Genomic DNA, 22899 nt, shown 5'->3' with positions numbered 1-22899 from the left:
AAATCGGACTAAAATTATATACGCCTATACAGAAATTTTACTCGTATTTCTAAGCTTTTAACCTAACCAGTTAACCCCGTTTTTTTCTTTTCATTTTTTATTGTTTAACCCTGTTGTGCTTTTGGCGCAACCTAAATACGAGTAATATGAACAGCCATTTGGACGACCGGATTTTGGTCCGGGAATACCTCGAAGGAAAAGAGGCCGCTCTCGAAAAATTAATCAAGAAACACCAGGAGCGCGTCTATTCTTACATTCACTTAATAGTTAAGGACGAATTTATTGCTAACGACATTTTTCAAGATACCTTTATTAAGGTGGTAAATACTTTGAAAAACGGTCGGTACAATGAAGAAGGTAAGTTCATTCAATGGGTACTGAGAATTGCCCATAACTTATCCATCGATCATTTCCGTAACCTCAAGCGTATGCCTATGCAGCGTGGTACCGAAGAGTTTGACATTTTCGATACCCTGGGTTTGGAAGATGAGAACATGGAAGAGAAAATGATCTATGGCCAAATTCAAAAGGATGTCGTAAAGCTTTTGGAATTACTTCCAGAGGAGCAGAGAACTGTTCTACGCATGAGAATCTTTTGTGAAATGAGTTTTAAAGAAATCGCAGAAGAAACCAATGTGAGCATTAATACGGCTTTGGGAAGGATGAGATATGCCTTGATTAACCTGAGAAAGCTGGTTAAAAACAAAAACATTCAACTGACGAACAGTTAAGTTTTTGCTCATGAGAACCTATACTCTTCTCCACTTTACACGTACACAAGAAAAAAAATTATCAGGGTTAGACAATAATCTTTCCATGGGCTGCGTTTGCTCAAAAACAAATTATTCTCCTGCCTATGGATCACGTGTATACTCCGGAAGAGTTTCTCAACAACTTAGAAAAGCTTCAACAGAACATTGAAAACGAAAAAACGGACTTTCCAGAAGTAGCGGAAAGCCAAAGAAAGAATCCAAGTGAGAAAGTAGTGAACAACATTCTGAACTACTCCAAAGCGCTTAAAGTGGAAGACACACGAAGCCTTGGAAAAGTAGCCTTCATGTTGAACTGATCTTAGATCACTTAAACAAAGATTTTCGCCCAATCGTTAAGTCGATTGGGCTTTTTTGTGGGTCAAAACCGCGTGCCGGACTGTATTCCCGACCGTAGTAAATGATCTGAAGATGTAGCTTATTCCAGCTCTCTTTAGGAAATAGTCGTTTGGCATCTTTCTCGGTTTGATCGACGGATTTTCCATTCGACAGTCCCCAGCGATACATCAGGCGATGAATATGAGTGTCTACTGGAAAGGCAGGAACACCAAAAGCTTGAGTCATAACCACCGATGCGGTTTTGTGGCCTACTCCTGGTAGCGCTTCCAAGTCTTCAAAATTGGCCGGAACTTCTCCGCCATGCTTATCGATCAAAATTTGAGACAGACCAAAAATGGCTTTACTCTTCGCCGGAGAAAGTCCACAAGGACGAATGATTTCGCGAATTTCCTCCACGCTCAGTTTGATCATGTCGTAGGGATTGTCGGCTTGCTTAAAAAGCAATGGCGTAATCTGATTGACACGGGCATCGGTGCACTGAGCTGAAAGCAGCACGGCTACTAACAGGGTATACGAATCCTTATGATCGAGTGGAATGGGAGGTTCCGGGTACAATTCATTGAGCTTCTGAACAACAAAAGCTACCTTCTCCTTTTTAGTCATGTTAGCCAGGTAAAATCTTAAACACGCACCAACCAGTGGTACTCATCGTCCACTTTGCCGTGCTTATAGTCAGATAGGTAAGCGCCCATTTTTTGAGAGAAAGGACGGTTGTCTACCGGATTAAGATCATAATCCACACCATCGATTCCTATGGTTTTGATAGGGGCAATCGTGGCAGCCGTACCTACACCAAAGGCTTCCGTTAGGGTTCCATTTTGAATGGCCTCTAAGATTTCCTTAACGTAAATGGTGCGTTGTTCTACTTCATATCCCCAGTCACGGGCAATTTGAACCACACTTTGACGGGTAATTCCATCCAGGATAGAAGTGGAGGGCTTAGGTGTGATTACCTTGCCATCTACAACAAACATGATGTTCATCGTTCCAGCCTCTTCAATACGCTCATGATCCTTGGCGTCGGTCCAGATCAGTTGATCGTAACCTTCTTTCATGCCTTGTAGAGCAGGGTAGAGGGAAGCTGCGTAATTTCCAGAGGTTTTGGCACTACCAACACCACCTTCCATAGCACGTGCATAGTGCTTCTCAATTTTTACCCGAACAGGCTCTGAGTAGTAGGAACCAGAAGGAGAGAGAATCACCATAAAACGGTAAGAAGGAGAAGGCTTAACCCCAAGAAAGGGTTCGGTAGCAAACATAAATGGACGGATATACATCGATGTCCCTTTAGCTGAAGGCATCCAGGCGCTATCCAATTGCAATAACTTGATGATGGAATCCATAAACAACTCACGTGGTAGTTGAGCCATGCACATGCGATGTGCGGATTCGTTCATTCTTTTCCAGTTCGCATCTGGGCGAAAAACCAGAATTTCTCCATTCTCGGATTTATGAGCCTTAAGGCCTTCAAAAATGGATTGTCCGTAATGGATAAATGAGGTAGCTGGGCTTAAACTTAGGTTTTGGTAAGGTATGATTCGAGCGTCCTGCCATTCACCATCGTGGTAATCGGCAACGAACATATGATCGGTAAACTCTCGTCCAAATTTCAGATTGTTTTCATCAAATTCTCCGATACGAGTTTGGTTGGTTTTTTCAATTCGGATCTCTTTTATATCGTTCAACATTTTCAACATATTCTGCTTTGTAAGTTAACAAAAAACGATGAGACAGATGGTCTTCCAGCGTGCAAAAGCGCACCTAAAAAGGTTCTATTTCATCGGTTGGTACCCACCCCTCATTTCCGTTCGGCAAAGCTACACGACTCCAGCTAATATTTTGCTCCAAAACGGACACTTTTGTTCCTTCATGAATAACAAACAAATCGGCGGAACTGTTCTTAGGTTCTGCTTTTACATTGAGAGAGGGTGAAAATACAATGGCCTGATCTTTAGACAGGATGTAGTTTCGAGCTGATTGACCTGCTACAAACCCAATGATAGCAAGGAAAAGAAGTACCATGAAGCCAAAAAAGGAAATCCGTTTTAAGCTTACTCCAGGGGTAATTAAGTAGAAGGCTAAGAGTGCCAAAAATCCGGTAAAACAGATTAATGTGAGTACTCCCCAGCCTCGAGCGGAAAGCAAATTGCGGAAAAAACTCCACGATTGTTCCAGAAATGGAGTCGGTACGGACTCAATTTTGTCGTAAATCTGGCTGTTGGCCATTTCCAAATTGAATCGGATATCACCATCGGCAGGCGCTAATTTTGCGGCTTTTTCATAGTACAAAATGGCCGGGGCCAATTGTTCACTTTTAAAAAATGCGTTACCCAAATTGTAGTACAATCGAGCGGAGGAATAGCCGGCATTAACCACTTGCGAATACAAACTCACAGCTGTGTCGTATTCTCCTTGCTCGTAGGCCTCATTAGCCATTTGAAAGAGGTTGTCATATCGAGCAGCGTTGTCTTCCAGCGCCCATCCGGTAAATTGAAGTCCGGCAATTATTCCTAAGGTGAGTGCGATTATTCTCATCTTTTACCTCCTTCAATTTGATTAATAAACCGTGTAGCTTCTTCATAAACCTGTTGTTCCTGAATGTGGGCAACAGGAGCATAACGTGCCATTTCGCAATTGTCTAAAAGGCCAAATAGTTCGTTTATTCCGGCTTCCTCAAAACCTTGAGCCAGCAATACTTCTTTGAGTTTGTCTTTGTTCAGTTCGGATAGGGAAATCGAGAATTTATCGGACAGGTAACCGTAGAGCGATCGGAAAACCTCTTCGTAAAAAGCGTTCTTCTCGCTGGCGTCCAAATGTTTTTTGGCTTGTGCCAATCTTTTCTCGGCCACTCGTGTAGCACGTTTTCTTCGCATTCCAACGGCGTCAGCTTGCTGTTCGCGAAGTCTTCGTCTTACCACCAAGAGAAGCATAAACAACACAGAAGGAATAAGTAGTAGCAGGTAATAGAGTGCCGATCCAACGAAAAATTGATCTTGCTCTTTAAGCTTGCCTGAGCCAACTTTGATGTAGCGAATATCCTGTCCCAGGAGGGTTACATCTTTTTTGCTCACCGGTTGATAAGCGGAGGCCTGTCCAGCGTCTCCTGAACCCCGATTCACTTTTACCGTAAATTCTTCAGAACCCGATTTCACATATTTACCCGTTTTGGGATCAAAGTAGTTGAAGGCGATCGCCGGTATTTTAAACTCTCCGGCATGACGGGGTATAATCAGGTATTCAAAAGTCTTGGTTCCCTGTGTGCCGTTGGCAGAAGTTTTGGCCTGGGTATTAATTTTGGGATCATATACCTCAAAATCAGTAGGGAAGGAGATCTCAGGCTTCTTTAAAAGTTTGATATTTCCTTTCCCGGAAATGGTCACTTTCAAATTAATGGCTTCATTGGCTTCAACCTCGGTTTTATCCAAATTTGCCGAGAAAATGTAATGACCCACGGCTCCCGAGAAGTCGGCTGGTTTGCCAGCAGAGGGGAGGGGCAGCACTTCAATATCTACGGTGTTACTAACGGCTTTGTAAGGGATATCTTTAAAAGAACCGAAGAACTGATCGTAAACGGATTGAGGACGTCGGTTTTCGCGTACCCGAATCACCATGTTCATGCTGTATGGATCCAAGGTCAACTTTCCCGTACGTTGGGGAGATAGCAATACTTGCCTCAGGACTGCCGCATTGTAACGCACCCCTTTGTATACTTCTGGACGAAGAGATCCGTGCTGTTGAGATTCAATTTCCTGGGTATAAAACCCATTAAAGGCCGGAACCTGATCTTGTGAGTAATCAACGATAGACGCCCGGGTGTATATTTTGTAAGTAGCCACCAGGTGTTCCCCTTGATACAACTTGGTTTTGTTGGCCACCAATCGGATGAAAACGTTGTCCTTTATTTCTTGCAGCTGAGCCTTTTCATTGGCACCTGCTTCCTGCGATTTAGGCGCGCCCTTTACGACTTGTACTTTTACACTGTTAGCCTTTACTTTCTTACCATCGGCGGTTATCTCGGCTCCAGGAATAGTATAAGTTCCCACTTTAATAGGGGCCAATACATAGGAGACAGACAGCGTTTGGGTCATTTGTCCATTGTATACCGACATGTTATGGGCTTGATTCGGCCCACTCAAAACTCGGAAATTCTTTAGCGCTGGAGCTCTGAAATTGGTTCCCTGTCTGTCAAGGGTGTATGTAAGCTTAAACTGTTTACCAACACCGACCTTGCTACTACTAACGGTGGTTGTAAATGTTTGAGCCCATCCCAATTGGGTGCATCCCAGGATCAAGAACAAGTAAGTGATATGTTTTAGTAAAATCGGCATTTACCAGTCTTTTTCAATGGAGTTTTGCTTAACCTTTACTTTCTTCTTTTTCAGTTTGTCCTGAACTTGCTCTTCTTCGTTTTCCATCATTTCGAGCAGTCGTTCAGCATCCTCTTTTGACATTTTAGGCTCTTGCCCTTCGCCATTTTGAGGTTCGTCTTTTTGTTCGTCCTTATTCTTATCTCCTTCCGATTTGTCAGAGTTTTCCTGATCTTGATTTTCCTTCTCCTTATCGGATTTATTCTCTTGGTTTTGTTGGTCCTGATTTTCCTGATCCTGCTGGTCTTGATTTTGCTGATCCTGGTTCTGCTGATCCTGGTTTTGTTGATCTTGATTTTGCTGCTGTTCTTGAGGAGGTTGAGCGTCCAGCAATTTTTGGGCTACTGCCAGGTTGTAGCGTGTTTCGTTGTCTTTTGGATTTAGTCGCAATGAGCTTTTGTAGGCTTCAATGGCTTCTTCAATTTTAGGCTCTTTTTGAGTCAGAAAGATGTTGCCCAAGTTATGAAAGGCCTTTGCCCTCAGTGTATCCGTCAATTCTTCGTTGTAAGCCATTTTTCTGAAAACCTTCTCTGCCTCGTCTTTTTTGTCCTGGCGAAAGTAGGAATTACCCAGATTGAATTGAGCTTGATTATTATTCACGTCTGTGGTTAAAGCATCGAGGTACAGTTTTTCAGCTGCTCCAAAGTTTCCGGTTTCATAAATGCGATTACCGAGATATACATTCAGATTCGCATTCTGAGCCCAGGCCCCTATGGGGAGAACAAAAACCAAAGTGATATGGGATAAGGACCATTTCATAGTTTGCTCTTGGCTTCAAATAGCTTTAAATCTTTTAACCACTGATTTCGTTTATCGCTAACAAAAAATTCAATCAACAGCAGGAGTAAGCCCGTGGCTACGAAATACTGAAAACGATCTTCATAATCGGTAAAAGATTTGGTGCCGTATTCAGCCGTTTCCAGGCTATTTAGTTCTTCAAACACCCGATCCAATCCAGCATCAGCATTGGTGGCGTGAATATAGGTACCGTTACCCGCCGCTGCAATTTGCTGCAGCATGGGTTCATTTAACCGGGTTACAATGCTGTTTCCTTCGCGATCTTTGCGGTAACCTAATCGACGACCGTTTTTGTACAAGGGGATGGGCTGACCACTCACCGAACCCATTCCTACTGTAAATACCTTAATATCTTGTTCGGCTGCAGCCCTGGCTGCGGATTCGGCATCGTCTTCGTGATTCTCTCCATCGGTGATAACCACAACGGCTTTTCCGGCCTTACTCTGGCTATCAAATCCCTTAACGGCTTGGTTTATCGCCGCACCAATAGCTGTGCCCTGAGTGGGAATGTCATCAGTGGATAAGGTCTTCAGCATCATTTTGGCGGCAGAATAGTCCGTTGTTAGCGGAATTTGAGTGTAAGCCGTTCCTCCAAAAACGACCAATCCGATACGATCGCTATGAAGTTGGTCCATGAGTTGGATCACGGCCATTTTGGCTCTATCCAGTCTGTTTGGGCTCAAGTCTTCCGCCAGCATACTGTTGGAAAGGTCAATGGCTATAATCAGGTCAATACCTTCTCGTTTTACTTCTTCCAACTTCGAACCAATTTGAGGATTGGCCAAGCCAATAACCAAAAAGAAAAAAGCAGCCGAAAACAAGAGAAACTTGGTCATTAACTTATGCTTGGGCATCAGAGGAATAAGGTGTTCCACCAGATGAGCATCCATGGCCTTGCGTAGCTTTTGCTTTCTCCAACGCTCATACGCCAGGTAAAGCACAGCAAACACGGGAAGCGCTGCCAGCGCCCACAACCAATCCGGATTTTCTAAGCGATACATTGTTATACCAGAGCCCTTAAGTAGGTGTTTCTAATTAAATATTCCAATCCCAACAACAAAACAGCTGCCAACAGATAGGGGAAAAACTCTTCCGCTTTCTTACGGTATTCGGTGACTTCTGTTTTTGATTTTTCCAGTTTATCGATCTCCCGATACACTTCGGCCAGCTTATCGTTGTCTGTGGCACGAAAGTACTGTCCATCGGTGAGGTCGGCAATAGAGGTCAGGGTTTCTTCATCAATTTTAACATCCATGTGGCGGTACTGGCGGCCAAATGGAGTTTCGACGGGAAATGGAGCTTGACCATTCGTTCCAACACCAATGGTGTAGACCCGAATTCCATAGGTTTTGGCAATGTCGGCTGCTGTGACTGGAGAAATGGCTCCTGTGGTATTTTGACCATCCGTTAGCAGGATGATTACCTTACTTTTTGCATCGCTCTTCTTTAGTCGATTAACCGCTGTAGCCAATCCCATTCCGATAGCGGTTCCGTCTTGAATTTGGCCAAACTGAACCTCCTGAAATAGATTTTTGACCACGGTATGATCTGTGGTTAAAGGACACTGGGTAAAGCTTTCGCCTGCATACACCACTAAACCAATACGGTCATTAGGTCGACCTTCAATGAACTCTTTAGCTACTTCTTTGGAAGCTTCCAATCTATTGGGCTCAAAATCTTCGGCCAACATACTACCTGAGATATCCAGGCAAACCACAATGTCGATTCCTTCCGTGTTCACATCTTCCCAGGAGGAGGAGGATTGGGGGCGGGCCAGTACGAAGATGATTAAACCCAAAGCAATTAGTCTAAAGACGATAAGGCCATGATAGGTCCATTCTTTGAGGGAGAAACCTGAATTAGCCAGCGATCCAAAGGTGGGTACGGATACCGTCGCCCGGTTATTCGGATTGCGCCAAAAGTAGTAAAGTGCGAGTAGGGGGATAAGTCCTAATGCCCACAGCCAGTGGATGTTTGCTAAGTCTATTCCGCTCATGACTTACCTCCTTCTGATTCAGGTTCAGCCACTTTTTCCTCTTCTTTTTCGTTGGGAATCGTCTGTTCTACAAACTGAAAGGAAAAACGGAGGATACGTTCGTTCTCAACAGGTAAGGGAAGATGCTTGGCAAATTTGACCAAATCGGATAGCATCAACTGGCGCTGCAATTCTTCTTTGAGTAATGGGTCTATATTCACTACCCTCAATTGTTGCATGATTTCATCGGTGGTTTGCTCCAAGGCGAGAATTCCAAATTGATTCTCGATGTATTCCCGTATAATCTCAGAAAATGAGGCATGGTATTCTTTCACCTGACCACTTTGCCAGAGCTGTTGTTGCTGCAATTCTTCTAATCGGCGCAGGGCATGGGCATGTGGAATAACCTTGGGCTTTTCCTTCACCACCACTTTTCTTTTGCGGTGACGACCCAGCCATACCATGATAAATCCAATTACCCCTAAACCAACCAAGGCCACTCCAACTGGCCAAAAAACTTCAAGTGCATCGCGCCAACCAAAATCAGCTTCTTGCACTCGTTTGATGTCGTTGATCCCTTTGATGGTATCAATTTGATAAGTAACTACTTGAATCAAAAAAGGACGCGATTTTACAGCAATATCATCAACAAATGCGACAACAGGAGGAACGACAAAAAGGCCAGAATCAAAGCCGGTTAAGGTCAATTGCTGTGTCACGGTTTTTAATCCTGCGTTGTAAACCGTATCTGGGTTGGAAGCTTCGAGAATCTCAATTTTTCCTACCAGGGTGTCTTTCCATTCAGGCCATTCTACACGAGCATCTTTGGGAGCTCGAATATCAAGAGTCAACTGAATTTGCTCGCCAATAGCAATGAGCCCAGTATCCAGTTTGACTTCTAAGCTCGCTTGTTGTGCAAATACTCCACTGGCCCATAGGAGCAAGGTGAAAAGGAGTCCGCTATGTAGAAATCGGCTGCTCATCGTCTGCCCTCTCTCTTTTTGAAAAGGGTCATAAGGGGTTTAACATAGGATTCATGCGTTCCGATATGGGTAAAGTCAATTCCAGCCCGCTTAAACTGTTCTTCCAAAGCCTCGGTCCATTCCTGATTTTCCTGTTCGTATCGTTGACGGACTTTTTTGCTGGAAGTGTCCACGAGTTTTATCTGTCCGCTCTCCCGATCGAGTAGGGGAATAGCTCCTAAATCCGGCAACTCATAAAACCAACGGTCATAAATGCGAAGGCTAATGAGATCGTGTTTCCGATTCGCGATTTTGAGAGCGTGTTCGTAGTCTTTGTCCAAAAAGTCGGATAGTAAGAATACCGTACTCTTTTTCTTAATGGCCTGGGTAAGGTAGCGCAAGGCTTCAGAAATATTGGTGCCTTTGCTTTCAGGCTCAAAGGTCAAAAGCTCTCGAATGATTCGAAGGATATGGCTTTTTCCTTTTTTGGGAGGAATAAACTTCTCGATTTTGTCGCTGAAGAAAATGACTCCAATCTTGTCGTTGTTTTGAATGGCAGAGAAGGAGAGTACGGCACACATTTCAGTGATTAGCTCTCGTTTCAATTGCGTTTGGGTTCCAAATTGTTCGGAACCCGAAACATCCACCAAGAGCATAACCGTTAGCTCACGTTCTTCTTCAAATATTTTGATGAAAGGGTGATTAAAACGAGCCGTTACGTTCCAGTCAATTTTACGGATCTCATCGCCACGGTTGTATTCCCGCACTTCGCTAAAAGCCATACCCGAGCCTTTGAATGCCGAGTGGTATTCTCCAGCAAACAACTGCGAGGTGAGACCACGTGTTTTGATCTCAATTTTTCTGACTTTTTTTAATAGCTCCGTTGTATCCATTGCGGATGCAGACTTAATAATTTACCAGGTTTTGCCTTTATTAAAATCGGGTGGATTAAGGAATCTCAACCCGGTTTAGAATCTCGGTGATAATATCTTCACTGGTGATGTTTTCTGCCTCCGCTTCGTATGATAGGCCAATTCGATGGCGCAATACGTCGTGGCAAACGGCTCTCACATCTTCAGGAATTACATAACCACGGCGCTTAATGAAAGCGTAAGCTTTGGCTGCCTTAGCCAAACTAATGCTGGCACGTGGCGACCCACCAAAACTGATGAGCGAATCGAAGTTGCTCATGCCATAAGCTCCGGGGTTACGAGTAGCGAATACAATGTCGACCACGTATTGCTCAATTTTTTCATCCAGGTAGACTTCCTTCACAATCTGCTTGGCCCGTTCGATGTCTTCTGGTTTCAGAATCGTATTTGGACGTGCCATTCCTGCTTTGGAAAGGTTGTGACGGATAATTAGCTTTTCTTCTTCCTTCTTCGGATAATCCAGAACGACCTTCAACATAAAACGGTCAACCTGGGCTTCTGGAAGAGGATAAGTTCCTTCTTGCTCTACCGGGTTTTGGGTAGCCATCACCAGAAATGGACCAGGCAGTTTAAATGTTTCTTCACCAATGGTAACTTGACGTTCCTGCATGGCCTCTAAAAGGGCAGACTGCACTTTAGCCGGGGCTCGGTTAATCTCATCCGCCAAAATGAAATTGGCGAAGATAGGCCCTTTTTTAACCGTAAACTCTTCGTTCTTTTGGCTGTATATCTGGGTTCCCAAAACGTCAGCCGGTAGCAAGTCCGGTGTAAACTGGATACGGCTAAATTCGGCATCCACCGTTTGAGAAAGTGAATTAATGGCTAAGGTTTTGGCCAGCCCTGGTACTCCTTCCAACAGGATGTGTCCATCGGATAGCAACCCGATAAGGAGGCTTTCTACCATGTGACTTTGCCCAACAATGACTTTGGACATTTCCATGTGGATCAAATCCACGAAGGAACTTTCTTGTTGAATTTTCTCGTTTATCGCTCGAATGTCGGTCGATTCAGACGACGTTACCGGGGACTGAATTTCACTCATATTTTTTCTTTTAACAATATGGGGGTGTCTGCACTACAAAAGTCCTTATTTGACAAGGGTTTGCTAATTATTCCGCTGTTAATTAAAGTTAAGCATCAGAGACTCGAAAATGTGCCAAAACGCCCTATTTTAGCGGCTTCCCGATGTTAAAAAAAATTAAAATGAAAAGTCCATTAAGCCTTCAGGAGACAATTGAATACGTTAAAACCTTTCACGAATCATTTCGAGTGGGTTATTCAGAAACGCCTACCGTGGATTTAAAAGAATCGATCATTGATTTGAGACACAAATTGATGGCCGAGGAAAATGAGGAATACCTTCAAGCTGCAAAATCGGGTGACCTTGTGGAAGTGGCTGATGCCTTGGGAGATATGCTTTACATCTTGTGTGGAACAATCATTACTCACGGATTGCAGCACAAGATCGAAGAAGTGTATCATGAGATCCAGCAAAGCAATTTATCCAAGTTGGATGCGAATGGAGAACCGATTTATCGGGAAGATGGAAAAGTGATGAAAAGCGATCAGTATTTTCGTCCAGACATCGCCGCCATTTTGGAAGGACGCAGCCCGAAAAGAGGGTAGAGGAGTTGGAATTTAGATCCGATATTGCCGGGTTGGAAATTTGAAAATTATAACATCTGGAAAGATGTTCCACCTCCCTATTTGAGATCGGCTCGGAAATATTAGTCCATTATTAATCCAAGTCAAGAATGCTCTAAGGAGCAAATCAAAATTCAGAATTCAGAATTCGAAATTGTTAAAGGCTAGCTTTCAACGCCGCCATCTTAATGGCTGTGATGGCAGCTTCATCGCCTTTGTTTCCATGTTTACCGCCGGAGCGATCGATGGATTGTTGAAGGGTATCGTCGGTAAGAACTCCGAAAATGACAGGTTTTCCGTATTTGAGGGAAACGTCTTTAACGCCTTGAGAAGTAGCTTCACAAACAAAGGTGAAGTGTTCTGTTTCGCCACGGATAACGCTTCCAATGCAGATTACCGCATCCACATCTGTTTGTTCAAGCATCCATTGAGCTCCCAAGGGTAGTTCAAAACTGCCAGGTACGAAATGCTGAAGAATGTTTTCTTCTTTGGCTCCGCAATTAAGGAGTGTGTCTACTGCGCCTTTAGCCAAGGCAAAAGTGATGTTTTGATTCCATTCTGAAACCACCACACCGAACTTCATGCCAGAAGCATTAGGTACAGATTGAGGATCGTAATCCGAAAGGTTTTTGAGTGCCGTAGCCATAGGGCTTAGCCGTTGTTTGCCGCACGAGTCTTGGCGCGGTACAAGAATTTCTCGATGGATTTACCTTCCTGAGTGTCTTTGTAGTCTTTTTCGATTTCCTCGTAAAGACTAACCGCCTGGCTGTAGTCTCCCAAGGCCTCGGCAACTTCTCCAGCTTTCTTCAAGAAGATAGGAGTGGTAAAGTTGTTAGGACTGCGACGAGCAGCAGCGATGTACTTAGAAAGAGCCATATCAGGATCATCCAATTGCATGTAAGCATCTCCCTGAACGCCAAGAGCGATAGCAGAGGCCATGACATCGTCTGATTTGAAATCATCCATAGCATCGATAGCCAATTGGTATTCTCCTTGTCTCATGTAAACCAAGCCCATTTGATAGTTGGCCAATTTTCCGGTGTTGGTAGCACCGAAGTCATCAGAGATACCTTCAAAGCCCATGTACATGCCGTCTCCATAGAGTGCTTGCTCCAAAGAGTCAGAGCGCTCATATTGCTGGGCTCTCCAGATTTCGTTAGAAGCCTCTTCTTGAAGAGGTTCCAGATAAAATGAGTTGTAGGCAAAGAAGCCACCGATAACAAGGGCAATAGCTACCAGACCGCCAACCATGACGTTCTTGTTCTTTTCGATAAATTGCTCCACCTGGTTGTAGGTGCCGCCTATATCAACAATTACTTCGTCCTTTTCTTCGTGATTCTTTTTAGACATTGGGCATTTTTTTGAAGCTGCAAATATACTTTTTTTACCCTATCATCAACAGCCTTTGTTAGTAAGACGGGGAAAAATATAAACGGTTAAATGCTCATATCTTAACTCAGTGGGCTCTAAATTTGCCTCGAATACAGTTAGCATGATTCTCAAAAACCTTTCCCTGGTCAATTTCAAAAATTACGAGGAGGCAGAATTAAGCCTCAACGATAATGTGAATTGTTTCATTGGTAACAATGGGCAGGGGAAGACGAATTTGTTGGATGCCATTTACTACCTGGCCTTTTGCAAAAGCTTTTTTAATCCGGTTGATAGTCAGAATATTAAAATAGATCAAGACTTCTTTGTTATTCAAGGAACCTTTGAAAAAAAAGGGAAAGAGTCGAAGGTGTTCTGCGGGATTAAAAAAGGGCAGAAGAAGCAGTTTAAGCGCAATAAAAAGGAATATGAGAAGCTGGCTGATCACATTGGAGAAATTCCCCTGGTGATGGTTTCTCCTTCCGATAGTCAATTAATATCGGAAGGTTCGGAAGTGCGTAGACGGTTCATGGATGGAGTGATTGCCCAATTTGATCATCTTTACCTGGATCGCCTTTTGAACTACCAGCGTGCTTTGACTCAGCGAAATTCACTCCTGAAGTCATTTTACGAAAATCGATTCTTTGATGCGGACGCCCTTCAGATTTGGGATGAAAAGCTACAGGAATTGGGAGCCCCCATTCATGAAACCCGGGAATCTTTCTTGCAAGAGTTTATTCCTTGTTTTCAGCGGTTCTATTCCCTTATTTCCGGAGATCGAGAGAGTATTAACCTGGAGTATTCTACTGGAATGAAGGATCATTCCTTATTAGAGTTGTTGCAATTGTCCTTGGATAAGGATCGTCAAATGAGGTATACCACACAAGGTATCCATAAAGAGGACTTAACTTTTACCCTGGCTGATCGTCCCTTGAAAAAAATGGGATCACAAGGTCAACAGAAAACCTATTTGGTGGCTTTAAAACTGGCGCAATTTGAATTTATCCGTCAGAAAAAAGGAACAATGCCTTTGTTGCTGCTCGATGACATTTTTGACAAGCTGGACGCCAATCGGGTAGAGGCCTTGGTCAAATTGGTGAGTGGTAATGATTTTGGACAAATTTTCATCACTGATACGGAATTGGGAAGAATGGAACCCATCCTAAAACGTATTGGTAAACCCTTTCAGCTGTTGCAAGTTGAGAAGGGACAGATCAAAGATTATGAGCGAGAAAAATCAATATGATATGAAAGCGCTGCTCAAGCAGCTAATGAAACAATATCAACTGGATGATCGCTTGCAGGAAGTGGATCTTCGTCAGCATTGGGAAGAACTGATGGGCAAAATGATCAGCCGTCATACCCGAAAACTGGAAATCCGTGGAAAAACATTGTACCTGCAAATGGACTCAGCGGTGCTAAAACAAGAGTTGTCCTACGGAAAAGATTTGATCGTTCAAAAGGTTAACGGATTCGCCGGATCAGAAGTGATTGAAGAGGTCGTGATTCGTTAGAGTCCTGGAATAAGATCAAGAATGGCCTGGCGTTCCTGGGTCAACTCTTCCATTTCTTTCGATTTTTTGCCCTTTACCGAATGGTAGCGGAAGGCGTAGTTGGTATCTCTTAAATACTCGCGGTAGTTAATCGTGTACCAAGCCAGCAACCAAAATGCCACCACACCGCCAATCGCCATCCAAATGTTTCCCGCAATTAATAGGCCTAAGAATAGGATGAACACCACCCCCAAATTCATCAGCATGGTGAAAACCAATCGTGTGGAATTTTTAAAGATGACCTCTTTGGCTTTTTTGGCTTTGTTATCGGCTACGGTAAATTGAACAATGTTGAGCAAATAGCCAACGATAAATAAAGGAAGTCCAAGAATTAGAAATAAGGTGCCTGGAGCTAAGCTTTTACGGCTACGGCTCAAATCCCGGTCACGCAGGTTTAATCCTTTTAACCTATCAAAATACTTGGAAGCCTGAGTTTTGAGGGGCTCCAGTGAATCCGGGTCGTTTGCTCTTATGTCGTTGAGCTTGTCGCTTATGGCCTTTTCCCGATCAAATCGTTTGTTGTTTAATTGTCTCCACGGAACCACCGAGGATGGGGTTTCGCTACGAGCGATGGTGGCCCATTGATCAAACAGCTCTATATCCGATTTATCATCCATCTGGATATAGTGCTCCTTCATGTTTTTCTCAATGTCTTTGGTCATTTTGGTAATGGCCTTGGCAGGCTCGCTCTCATACAATTCCTTGTATTCGATTACCGGAAAAGGTTTACCCACATTGGTGGTCACATCGGAGCGAAATTCAGAAGGATTGGAGTAGTGTACGCTCGTTGTTTGAATGTGCAAATCAAGATCCCAGCCGTATTTTTCAATAGCTCCAAATACCATTCGGGCTGACCCTTTTTGGATGGGTCTTAAGTGCATTTCGTTAACACAATCTCCTTCTGGAAAAATCATGATGCGTTTACCCTCTTTCAGCAAATCAAAGCATCGGTTAAACGTTTCTTCGTTGCGCTTTAAATTCTTGAGTCCATCCCTTCTTCGGAACATGGGCAACTGGTTCAACTGCCACATAGCCCAGCTCAAAAAAGGCGTTTTAAATACATCTCCCCGGGTGATGAAATAGACCTTTAATCGCATTTGTGCTGGAAGCATAATGGGATCCAAAAAGGCATTTACGTGATTGCATACCAAGAGAGTAGGTTTTTTGGTGTGCCAGTACTTGAGGTTGGCCATGTGCATGCTCCGAAAGTAAATTCGGTAAATGATGACCATTAATACCTGAAGGGGGAAATAGAACATAGAGGCTTTTAAAACGGGGTCAAAATTAGAAAGATTCTGACGATGAAAAATGCTAGCTGGTCGGAATAACTATTTTTGCCCGCAATGAAGAAGGTTACCATTGAATTATTTGGCTTGCAACTTCAGGAACCAAGTACCTATCTATCGGATATTTTCTTGTGTGCCCTGAGCTTGCTGCTATTCTATCAGCTGATCTCCAGAAACAAGAGTCAGTACACGAAGATTTTTGCAGGATTTTTTCTTTTTATGGGGCTCAGCACCCTTACTGGTGGGCAAGCCCATTTGTTTTCGCTGTACATTCCCCATAATTACTTCCATGTTTTGGCTTGGTCTTTTTCCTCAGTAGCGCTCTACTTCTTTCAGGTAGCCAGTTATTACGATTACAGTGATAAGGTGAAAAAGATTCTAAACCCCATCTTCCTGGCTCAATTGGTCATCTCGGTTGGTGTTTATTTTGGTTATCAACTTTGGGGGAATTTTGAGCATGATCCTTCTCGTGTTGGTGTTCCCGGATTTGGTGCCGTAAGCGTAAGTGCGGGAATTGCCATGGCAGGATTTGTTATGCCGGCCCACTTGATCCGCTTCATCAAATTGAAAGACAATGGATCGGCCATCATTCTGTTAGGCCTGGTGACAAGTGTAGGGGCATTAATTGTGCATAGCCGCCATTGGGGAATTAATGAGTACTTTAACTACAATGTAATGTCTCATGTCATCCTTGGAGGCTGCTACTATATTTATTACATCGGTGTAAAAACCAAAGTGCAACAATATGCCCTGGCAAATTCTTGATCCTGCTTCTGTAAGCTATTCTGAATATCAACACCCGGCCTTTCCCAACCGTCGCTTTAACTGTGACCATTTTTATGCTCAGCTCAATCAAGTTAGAGCGTATAAAGGATTTGAAGTAAGCTTCTTAGGTTCTTCTATCGAAGGGAGGGATATACATGCTGTTCGATGGGGTACTGGGCCTATCAAGGTTGTACTCTGGTCGCAGATGCATGGTAATGAATCGACAGCCACCCGTGCTTTTTTCGATTTGTTTGAGTTTCTGAACAAGGGATCTGGTTGCGAGCAATGGAGTGAACAATTGTCGCTGGTTTTTATTCCCGTATTAAACCCGGACGGATTGGAACGATTCCAGCGTAGAAATGCCTGGGATATTGATTTAAACCGCGACGCGGTCAGTCAGTCCTCTCCAGAAATAAAAATTCTTTGGGAAACCATAAAGCAGGAAAAGGCCGATTGGTGCTTCAATATGCACGATCAGCGCAACCTGTTTAATGTTCAAGGAACAAGTACTCCAGCTACCATTGCCTTTTTATCGCCTTCAACGGGTAAGCCTGAGTTTAGTCAAAATCAGGCGGATGCTCAAATGTTGATCGACCAATTGAACAAAGATCTTCAACATCGCATTCCTGGGGCTATTTCCCGATTTACGGATGAATTTTACCCATCCGCTACCGGAGATAATTTGCAGCAGCAGGGGTACCGAACCGTTTTGGTAGAGTCAGGCGGACATCGTAAAGATCCGGAACGAATGGTGGCTCGGGAAATGAATTTTTGGTTGCTCCTGCATAGTTTCGACTTAATCGCATCAGGAAAATGGCATAAAGGCACTCGCATGGGGTATGGCACCATTCCAGAAAATGACCAGAAAATGGTCGATTTAATGCTGCGAAATGTGCGGATTGAACACAATGGTCAATCACTTGTTACCGATGTGGGTATTGAATACAAGGAGGTACAGATCTCAGATAATCCCGAAGAGTTTGAAATTCAAGCCTTTGTTAGCCAATTAGGCGATTTGCGGCATTACCACGGTTATGAAGAGTGGGATGCTGAAGGCCAATACACTGCAAGTCCTCTAAAATGGCAAGGGCAGGCAAGTTTTGTTTTAAGCGGGAATAATGAGAAATTTGTACACGTAGAAAACGGACAGATCCGCTATGAGTGAAGAGAACATTAATCCCATCGATAAGGATAAGATAACGGAAACTCCCCACAGCCTTGAATATGGCCATCATCGGGGTAGTGCTGTAGTGAAGCCCGAGGATCAAGGGAAAATAAAGGGCCGTGCCATGGCTGCTATGGAAGAGCAGACGGGGCGGCAGATGGAGCAAATCCAGGAGCAGATCGAATTGCTCGCTAAACAGGCTAAAAAGCTCCAGAGTAGGGTAGAAATCAGTGAGCGGATTTATACCGCCGAAATGTCCTTCGAGCCCCTTATTGGCAAAATCTATTTCCTCTATCAAAAGGAAGATGGAATTTTCCAATTATCCCTTCTTTCTCCACAAGACTGGGGAAGACGCCTGCAACACCATTACGTGGCCAAAGTGAGCCTAATGGCCGATCACACTTGGGATGTACTTGAGCTAAACGAGTAGAGCCGATAAAACAACCCTTGAGCAACCGTGTGTGCTTCTTCCTTAAGCAGAAACTCAATTTGATAAAACAGAGCAGTGGCTGTGCGTAGGAAAGAGCTATTTTTACGCTAAATAGATTTTCATTGAAGACAAAGTTTTGGATTTGGTTGGTGGTCGCATTCTCCATGTTTGCCCTTGTTGCTTGCAACGAAGAGGGGGATGGTGAATACTACGACGACGAGGAATATTACGAAGACGAATACTACGAAGAGGAAGAATACTCAGACGAAACGGAGCAACCTTTTCGTGGGCCTGAAATGCGTGGCGATCAAGAAGTTTACCAGGAACAGACCCCTAATGCTGAAGACGAAAATGTGCCGGATGCAGAGGACGAAGAACCTGGAATGATGACAGTGAAAGAGCTTCGGAACTATGTGGTAACCGATGGAAAGCTGGATACAGAAAAGGTAGTTTTCCGAATCATCAATACGTTGAAATATGTCTCTGAGCAGGTTACCGGGCCCGGATTTACCTGTGACAATATTGCCTACCTGAGTACCAATATTATGCTACCCATGGAGCGTGGGCAAACCTCTCGAAGCCTGTATGTAAGCCGTTTTTTTGGAGGGAAGAAATACCATTTTGTATTGCTCAATTTTCAAGGCCCAGTATCGGGTAAGAAGTTTGATATCAGCTGCGACAGAAACGATATGTCTTACAAGGAACTTAAGATTTTCATTCCGGAGGTTAAAACTCAGCAAAGTCAAATCAGTTTGTTGCTGGCTGTTACCGATGCCAATCTATTGGATGTAAAAACCATGCTGAACATGAACTGGCAAATAGGTGGAGCAGACGCTTCCTTTAAAGACTTTGGAACGGTTCAGTATTTCTTGAAAAAAGACGTACCTGAAGGATCAGGAAATAACTCCTGAACCGATTAGCTCTTCTCCTTGATACCAGGATGCAAATTGTCCTGGTGTAATTCCCCACATAGGTTCATCAAAGATCAGGTAAAGGCCTTCGGACTCACAAAAGAGTTTACCACCTACCAAAGGTTGACGGTAGCGAATCCGTAAATCGTAGCGACGGCTTTCTCCAGGCTCGAGCGCTAAGTCGTCTCTTACCCAATGCACGTCATTTGTTGGAATGAACAGGCCCTTACGGTACAGTCCCGGGTGATCATGTCCTTGACCCGTATATACTTTGTTGGCCACCGTATCCGTGTGCAATACAAAAAGAGGTTCAGTGGTTCCTCCAATCCCCAGTCCTTTTCGCTGTCCTACAGTAAAATAGTGAGCTCCATTGTGTTTTCCGGCTATTCGATAATCGGCTTCCTGATTCTCGTACGAGTAAGGACGGCTCATGGCTACCAATTCTGCCTGATTGTACTCTTCTTTGCGATCAAATTGTTGGCTGTATTGTTCCAAATTAGCTTCCACTTCAAGTACTTCACCCGATTTGGGCTTAAGCTGCTGTTGCAAAAATTCCGGAAGTCTAACTTTTCCGATAAAACAAAGACCTTGAGAGTCCTTTTTATCAGCAGTTACCAATCCGGCCTCCAGGGCCAATTTTCTAACCTCCGATTTTTGCAAATGACCAATGGGGAAAAGAGCACGGGAGAGTTGCTCCTGATTTAGCTGACACAAGAAATAGCTTTGATCTTTATTGGGATCCAATCCGGCGAGTAGGCGATGAACTGGTTTTCCTTCGATTTCCATCGTTTCCTTTCGGCAATAGTGTCCGGTAGCTACATAGTCTGCATCAAGTTGGAGAGCAGCTTTCAGGAAAAGGTCAAATTTTACCTCCCGGTTACACAAAACGTCAGGATTAGGCGTTCTTCCAGCTTCGTATTCCCGGAACATGTAATCCACGATTCGTTCCTTGTATTCTTCGCTCAAGTCGATTACCTGGTAGGGGATGCCCAATTGTTCGGCGATAAGCTGGGCATCTGTACTGTCCTCCACCCAAGGGCATTCTTCCGAAATGATAACCGAGTTGTCATGCCAGTTTCGCATAAACATTCCGATCACCTCATATCCTTGCTGCTGCAATAAAAGGGCTGTAACGCTGCTATCTACTCCGCCACTAAGGCCAACTACCACTCTTTTCATAATCGGCTGCAAAATTAAGGCCTTTCTAAGAATGAGTAGATCTGGTTGATTGAATTATCCTTTTTTAGCACTTGAGGGACGATTGAGGCTGGTTATGGATTCCACTAAAAACAGCAAATCCACCCGGAATTCCAAGTGGATTTGTCGTCTTAACTTAAGATGTGAAATTGTTTGGCCTGTTGCGGTGACCAAACGATGGAGTTGATGCAAATTCTTATTTATACGTTTCGAATGCCCCAGGACCAGTTGCCTCCTACAGAGACAAAGATTTTGCCCTTCAAGCCAAACGAAAGAAATATAGCTTCGGTTTTACTAAAAATATCATCCCTTAAATTGGTCGCACTTTCGCCTTCCAGTTCACCCGAGAATGTATTGTTGGATAACATGATCTCAGACTTCTTTTCATCCCGAGCCGATCTCTTCAAACCCAAAGCGTGAATACGATCGTCAAGTTTGTTCATTATTTCCGGATTCATTCCCGGAGAGTCAAAAGTTAATATCACTGAAAAGCTCATTTCCGTCCAAATTCCTGCCAATAAACAAGTTTACCAGGACCTAAGGGAATTACCTAAAAAACCTTCCCAACAGCGGGATTAACCTTCCAAAATGTCAGTTGTCGAATATCCGTTAATTACCTCGTAAAACTGGCTTAATCTTTCGGTAAAAGACAGGGTAGTAGTGCGGCCCATTCTTCTTGCTTTTGAAGCTTGGTTTTGGAGGCATGTGCCGGGCTTGTACTCGGGAGAATTAAGTGGGGAATAGTGGGCGGTCCGAGGTGCCGTTTGTAGAATTTGAAGGCCGGTTGCCCATTGAATGCGATGGTCTGGATACTGGGGTGTTTTTTGAGTAACCCTTTGATATCATTTGGAACCTCCTGTTGAATGGCCTGATCCAGACTCCCTTTTCGTTGACAACCGTGTAGAACATCCCATAAGGCCAGGTGATGGTTTTCAATGAGTTGGGTTCGTTTTTTTTTATCCGAGGAAGGAGTTTGAGCGAATAGATCAAACAGAATAGGCCAAAAGGCATTTCTGGGATGAGCGTAATAAAAGTAATCCTCCAGGGATTTTACACTGGGCATGGTACCCAAGATTAGGACACGCGGTTGGGGGATAGGATAGGTGGAAAGGAATGTATTGTGGGAAGATCCATTCGAATCAGGCATCAAAGATTTAGGCACAAAACAAATTTAAACCACGACACTTCTCATTTTTAAATGTGCCCAAAAAAGGCATGGATTTATTCGAATTTATTGCGATATTTGTGACAGGTATTTGAAAATCTACCTAATTCGAGAACCAACGAATTGATAAACGAACCCAAACCATACCGGCTTCAATTATTGATTCCTTTTTACTGATTTGAACCTGGGCATGTCCTCTTTTGGGGAATGATAGGTTGTTGTGAACTTGTATTAGGTGGTTTGCGGTATCTGACTGTACGTTAAACCGATTTAGAACCAAAATTATGACCATCAAGAAGCCAGCATTAAAGTCTGTATTTCAGCACCGATCTGAGGCCTTTTCCTTAACTGAATTGCTCATTGTATTAGCCATTATTGGAATTCTTATCCTCATTGCATTACCCAACCTAATGCCCAAAATTGCTGAGGCCAAAGCCCAGGAAGCTAAGCTTCAGTTGAAGCACATTCATACGCTTCAAAAAACCTATTTCTATGTGCATACCAAATACTCCACGGACATGGCGGAATTGGGATTTGAACATGCCAAGCTGACCACTGATGGTGGAAATGCCAATTACCAGATAGAGGTGGTAGAAGCGAATAATGCGACCTTTTTGGCAAGGGCTACAGCGATTTCAGATTTCGATGGAGATGGCCAACTTAACGTTTGGGAAATCGACCAGGATCTGAATCTCAAGGAAGTGACCAAAGACTAAAGCGTTATGACCTTGTTGCTCTGCTTAATATTATCTCTGCTATTGCTGATAGCCGCTATTGAAGATTGGAAATTCCGGGCGATTAGAACCTGGTATTTTCCGGTCATTTTCGCTCTTGGAGTGGGGTTGACCTGGCCCACTAATGGATGGGTAGATTTTTTCCTGCGCATCGGCGGAAACATGGCCTACAGCTTGGCTATGATTGGGATCGTAGCTTTATATTTTCGGGCTAAAGGCAAGGCGCTCAAAGACCTATTTGGCATAGGTGATTTAATTTTTTACCTGGCGATTACTCCGCTTTTTTCCTTTGTCAATTACTTGCTTTTTTTTAGTCTTAGTCTTGTCTTTAGCCTTTTGTTACACGGCATTCTGTTTCGGAAAAACTTTTTGAAAGAATCGGTGCCCTTAGCAGGATACTTGAGCATTCAGCTCATCCCCTTGGTACTTCTTTCTTTTTCAACTGACTTAATCTTACCCTTAACTCAATACTGGACCTTTTACTAACCTGGAATGAACCTTCCCAGTCAATATACCAACATCCCCGCGAAATCATTCA

General features: G+C 43.7%; 27 protein-coding genes. 11 read left to right on the top strand and 16 right to left on the bottom strand.

The features are described 5' to 3' along the window. Positions 1-146 precede the first annotated feature (146 nt). Together KFE98_19290 and KFE98_19285 are read left to right on the top strand one after the other, a co-directional pair. Positions 147-731: a sigma-70 family RNA polymerase sigma factor gene (locus KFE98_19290; protein ID UTW62128.1), complete on the top strand. Its 585-nt coding sequence runs from the start codon at positions 147-149 to the stop codon at positions 729-731. 125 nt (positions 732-856) lie between these two features. After that, positions 857-1069, top strand: coding sequence for a hypothetical protein (locus tag KFE98_19285; protein UTW62127.1), 213 nt, complete (start codon positions 857-859; stop codon positions 1067-1069). Positions 1070-1076: 7 nt separating this feature from the next. On the opposite strand, the gene nth is transcribed toward KFE98_19285, so the two are convergent. The 10 genes from nth to KFE98_19235 all read right to left on the bottom strand — a co-directional run bounded on the left by nth (position 1077) and on the right by KFE98_19235 (position 11185). After that, the gene (gene nth, locus KFE98_19280; GenBank protein ID UTW62126.1) at positions 1077-1712 is read right to left on the bottom strand and encodes an endonuclease III; all 636 of its coding nucleotides are present in this window, start codon (positions 1710-1712) and stop codon (positions 1077-1079) included. Between the two features lie 17 nt (positions 1713-1729). Then, positions 1730-2797 carry a branched-chain amino acid aminotransferase gene (locus KFE98_19275; protein ID UTW62125.1) on the bottom strand — a complete coding sequence of 356 codons (1068 nt, stop codon included), beginning with the start codon at positions 2795-2797 and terminating at the stop codon, positions 1730-1732. 73 nt (positions 2798-2870) lie between these two features. Further along, positions 2871-3644, bottom strand: coding sequence for a tetratricopeptide repeat protein (locus KFE98_19270; GenBank protein ID UTW62124.1), 774 nt, complete (start codon positions 3642-3644; stop codon positions 2871-2873). Then, positions 3641-5437, bottom strand: a complete 1797-nt coding sequence (locus tag KFE98_19265; GenBank protein UTW62123.1) for a protein BatD — start codon at positions 5435-5437, stop codon at positions 3641-3643. Before KFE98_19265 ends, KFE98_19270 begins: the two co-directional genes overlap by 4 nt. After that, positions 5438-6235 (bottom strand): tetratricopeptide repeat protein, encoded by a 798-nt coding sequence (locus KFE98_19260; protein ID UTW62122.1) that lies wholly within the window; start codon positions 6233-6235, stop codon positions 5438-5440. Next, positions 6232-7275, bottom strand: a complete 1044-nt coding sequence (locus tag KFE98_19255; protein ID UTW62121.1) for a VWA domain-containing protein — start codon at positions 7273-7275, stop codon at positions 6232-6234. Before KFE98_19255 ends, KFE98_19260 begins: the two co-directional genes overlap by 4 nt. A gap of 2 nt (positions 7276-7277) precedes the next feature. Beyond that, entirely contained in the window at positions 7278-8270 is a 993-nt protein-coding gene (locus KFE98_19250; GenBank protein ID UTW62120.1) for a VWA domain-containing protein, read from the bottom strand. After that, complete coding sequence (locus KFE98_19245; GenBank protein ID UTW62119.1) at positions 8267-9232, bottom strand: hypothetical protein; 966 nt, start codon at positions 9230-9232, stop codon at positions 8267-8269. Before KFE98_19245 ends, KFE98_19250 begins: the two co-directional genes overlap by 4 nt. Continuing rightward, positions 9229-10104 carry a DUF58 domain-containing protein gene (locus KFE98_19240; GenBank protein ID UTW62118.1) on the bottom strand — a complete coding sequence of 292 codons (876 nt, stop codon included), beginning with the start codon at positions 10102-10104 and terminating at the stop codon, positions 9229-9231. Before KFE98_19240 ends, KFE98_19245 begins: the two co-directional genes overlap by 4 nt. A 55-nt stretch (positions 10105-10159) precedes the next feature. Continuing rightward, positions 10160-11185, bottom strand: coding sequence for a MoxR family ATPase (locus tag KFE98_19235; protein ID UTW62117.1), 1026 nt, complete (start codon positions 11183-11185; stop codon positions 10160-10162). Positions 11186-11346: 161 nt separating this feature from the next. Here KFE98_19235 and KFE98_19230 point away from each other — a divergent pair, with 161 nt between their 5' ends. Next, positions 11347-11769 (top strand): nucleoside triphosphate pyrophosphohydrolase family protein, encoded by a 423-nt coding sequence (locus KFE98_19230; GenBank protein UTW62116.1) that lies wholly within the window; start codon positions 11347-11349, stop codon positions 11767-11769. A 175-nt stretch (positions 11770-11944) separates the two neighbouring features. Here KFE98_19230 and KFE98_19225 read toward each other — a convergent pair whose 3' ends face one another. Both KFE98_19225 and KFE98_19220 read right to left on the bottom strand, forming a co-directional pair. Beyond that, positions 11945-12433, bottom strand: a complete 489-nt coding sequence (locus KFE98_19225; GenBank protein ID UTW62115.1) for a 6,7-dimethyl-8-ribityllumazine synthase — start codon at positions 12431-12433, stop codon at positions 11945-11947. A gap of 5 nt (positions 12434-12438) precedes the next feature. Then, complete coding sequence (locus KFE98_19220) at positions 12439-13137, bottom strand: tetratricopeptide repeat protein (GenBank protein ID UTW62114.1); 699 nt, start codon at positions 13135-13137, stop codon at positions 12439-12441. A 142-nt stretch (positions 13138-13279) separates the two neighbouring features. Here KFE98_19220 and KFE98_19215 point away from each other — a divergent pair, with 142 nt between their 5' ends. Next, positions 13280-14401, top strand: coding sequence for a DNA replication/repair protein RecF (locus KFE98_19215; GenBank protein ID UTW62113.1), 1122 nt, complete (start codon positions 13280-13282; stop codon positions 14399-14401). Position 14402: 1 nt separating this feature from the next. Further along, entirely contained in the window at positions 14403-14669 is a 267-nt protein-coding gene (locus KFE98_19210; GenBank protein ID UTW62112.1) for a DUF721 domain-containing protein, read from the top strand. Here the strand turns inward: KFE98_19210 and KFE98_19205 are convergent. Then, on the bottom strand, positions 14666-15967 hold the full coding sequence (locus KFE98_19205) for a 1-acyl-sn-glycerol-3-phosphate acyltransferase (protein ID UTW62111.1): 1302 nt from the start codon (positions 15965-15967) through the stop codon (positions 14666-14668). The genes KFE98_19210 and KFE98_19205 overlap by 4 nt on opposite strands. 84 nt (positions 15968-16051) lie before the next feature. Here KFE98_19205 and KFE98_19200 point away from each other — a divergent pair, with 84 nt between their 5' ends. From KFE98_19200 to KFE98_19185, 4 genes are all read left to right on the top strand, one after another. Continuing rightward, the gene (locus KFE98_19200; GenBank protein UTW62110.1) at positions 16052-16759 is read left to right on the top strand and encodes a hypothetical protein; all 708 of its coding nucleotides are present in this window, start codon (positions 16052-16054) and stop codon (positions 16757-16759) included. Beyond that, a complete protein-coding gene (locus tag KFE98_19195) occupies positions 16740-17924 on the top strand; it encodes a peptidase M14 (GenBank protein ID UTW62109.1) in 1185 nt (394 codons plus the stop codon). Before KFE98_19200 ends, KFE98_19195 begins: the two co-directional genes overlap by 20 nt. After that, positions 17917-18354, top strand: coding sequence for a DUF2452 domain-containing protein (locus KFE98_19190; protein ID UTW62108.1), 438 nt, complete (start codon positions 17917-17919; stop codon positions 18352-18354). The genes KFE98_19195 and KFE98_19190 overlap by 8 nt, the downstream gene beginning before the upstream one ends. A gap of 122 nt (positions 18355-18476) precedes the next feature. Further along, complete coding sequence (locus KFE98_19185; protein UTW62107.1) at positions 18477-19265, top strand: hypothetical protein; 789 nt, start codon at positions 18477-18479, stop codon at positions 19263-19265. Here the strand turns inward: KFE98_19185 and mnmA are convergent. The 3 genes from mnmA to KFE98_19170 all read right to left on the bottom strand — a co-directional run bounded on the left by mnmA (position 19248) and on the right by KFE98_19170 (position 21609). Then, complete coding sequence (mnmA, locus tag KFE98_19180) at positions 19248-20444, bottom strand: tRNA 2-thiouridine(34) synthase MnmA (protein UTW62106.1); 1197 nt, start codon at positions 20442-20444, stop codon at positions 19248-19250. The two genes, KFE98_19185 and mnmA, sit on opposite strands and share 18 nt — an antisense overlap. A gap of 218 nt (positions 20445-20662) precedes the next feature. Continuing rightward, positions 20663-20905, bottom strand: a complete 243-nt coding sequence (locus KFE98_19175; protein UTW62105.1) for a hypothetical protein — start codon at positions 20903-20905, stop codon at positions 20663-20665. Between the two features lie 188 nt (positions 20906-21093). Beyond that, a complete protein-coding gene (locus KFE98_19170) occupies positions 21094-21609 on the bottom strand; it encodes a DNA-deoxyinosine glycosylase (GenBank protein ID UTW64748.1) in 516 nt (171 codons plus the stop codon). 302 nt (positions 21610-21911) lie between these two features. Here KFE98_19170 and KFE98_19165 point away from each other — a divergent pair, with 302 nt between their 5' ends. Together KFE98_19165 and KFE98_19160 are read left to right on the top strand one after the other, a co-directional pair. Next, positions 21912-22343 carry a prepilin-type N-terminal cleavage/methylation domain-containing protein gene (locus KFE98_19165; protein ID UTW62104.1) on the top strand — a complete coding sequence of 144 codons (432 nt, stop codon included), beginning with the start codon at positions 21912-21914 and terminating at the stop codon, positions 22341-22343. A 6-nt stretch (positions 22344-22349) separates the two neighbouring features. Next, positions 22350-22847: a hypothetical protein gene (locus KFE98_19160; GenBank protein ID UTW62103.1), complete on the top strand. Its 498-nt coding sequence runs from the start codon at positions 22350-22352 to the stop codon at positions 22845-22847. Positions 22848-22899: the final 52 nt, after the last annotated feature.

The sequence above is a fragment of the bacterium SCSIO 12741 genome (assembly GCA_024398055.1).
In the GTDB taxonomy this organism is placed as follows: domain Bacteria; phylum Bacteroidota; class Bacteroidia; order Flavobacteriales_G; family Salibacteraceae; genus SCSIO-12741.
Note: the sequence above shows the minus strand (reverse complement) of the source record. Positions and strands in the feature narration are given on the sequence as shown.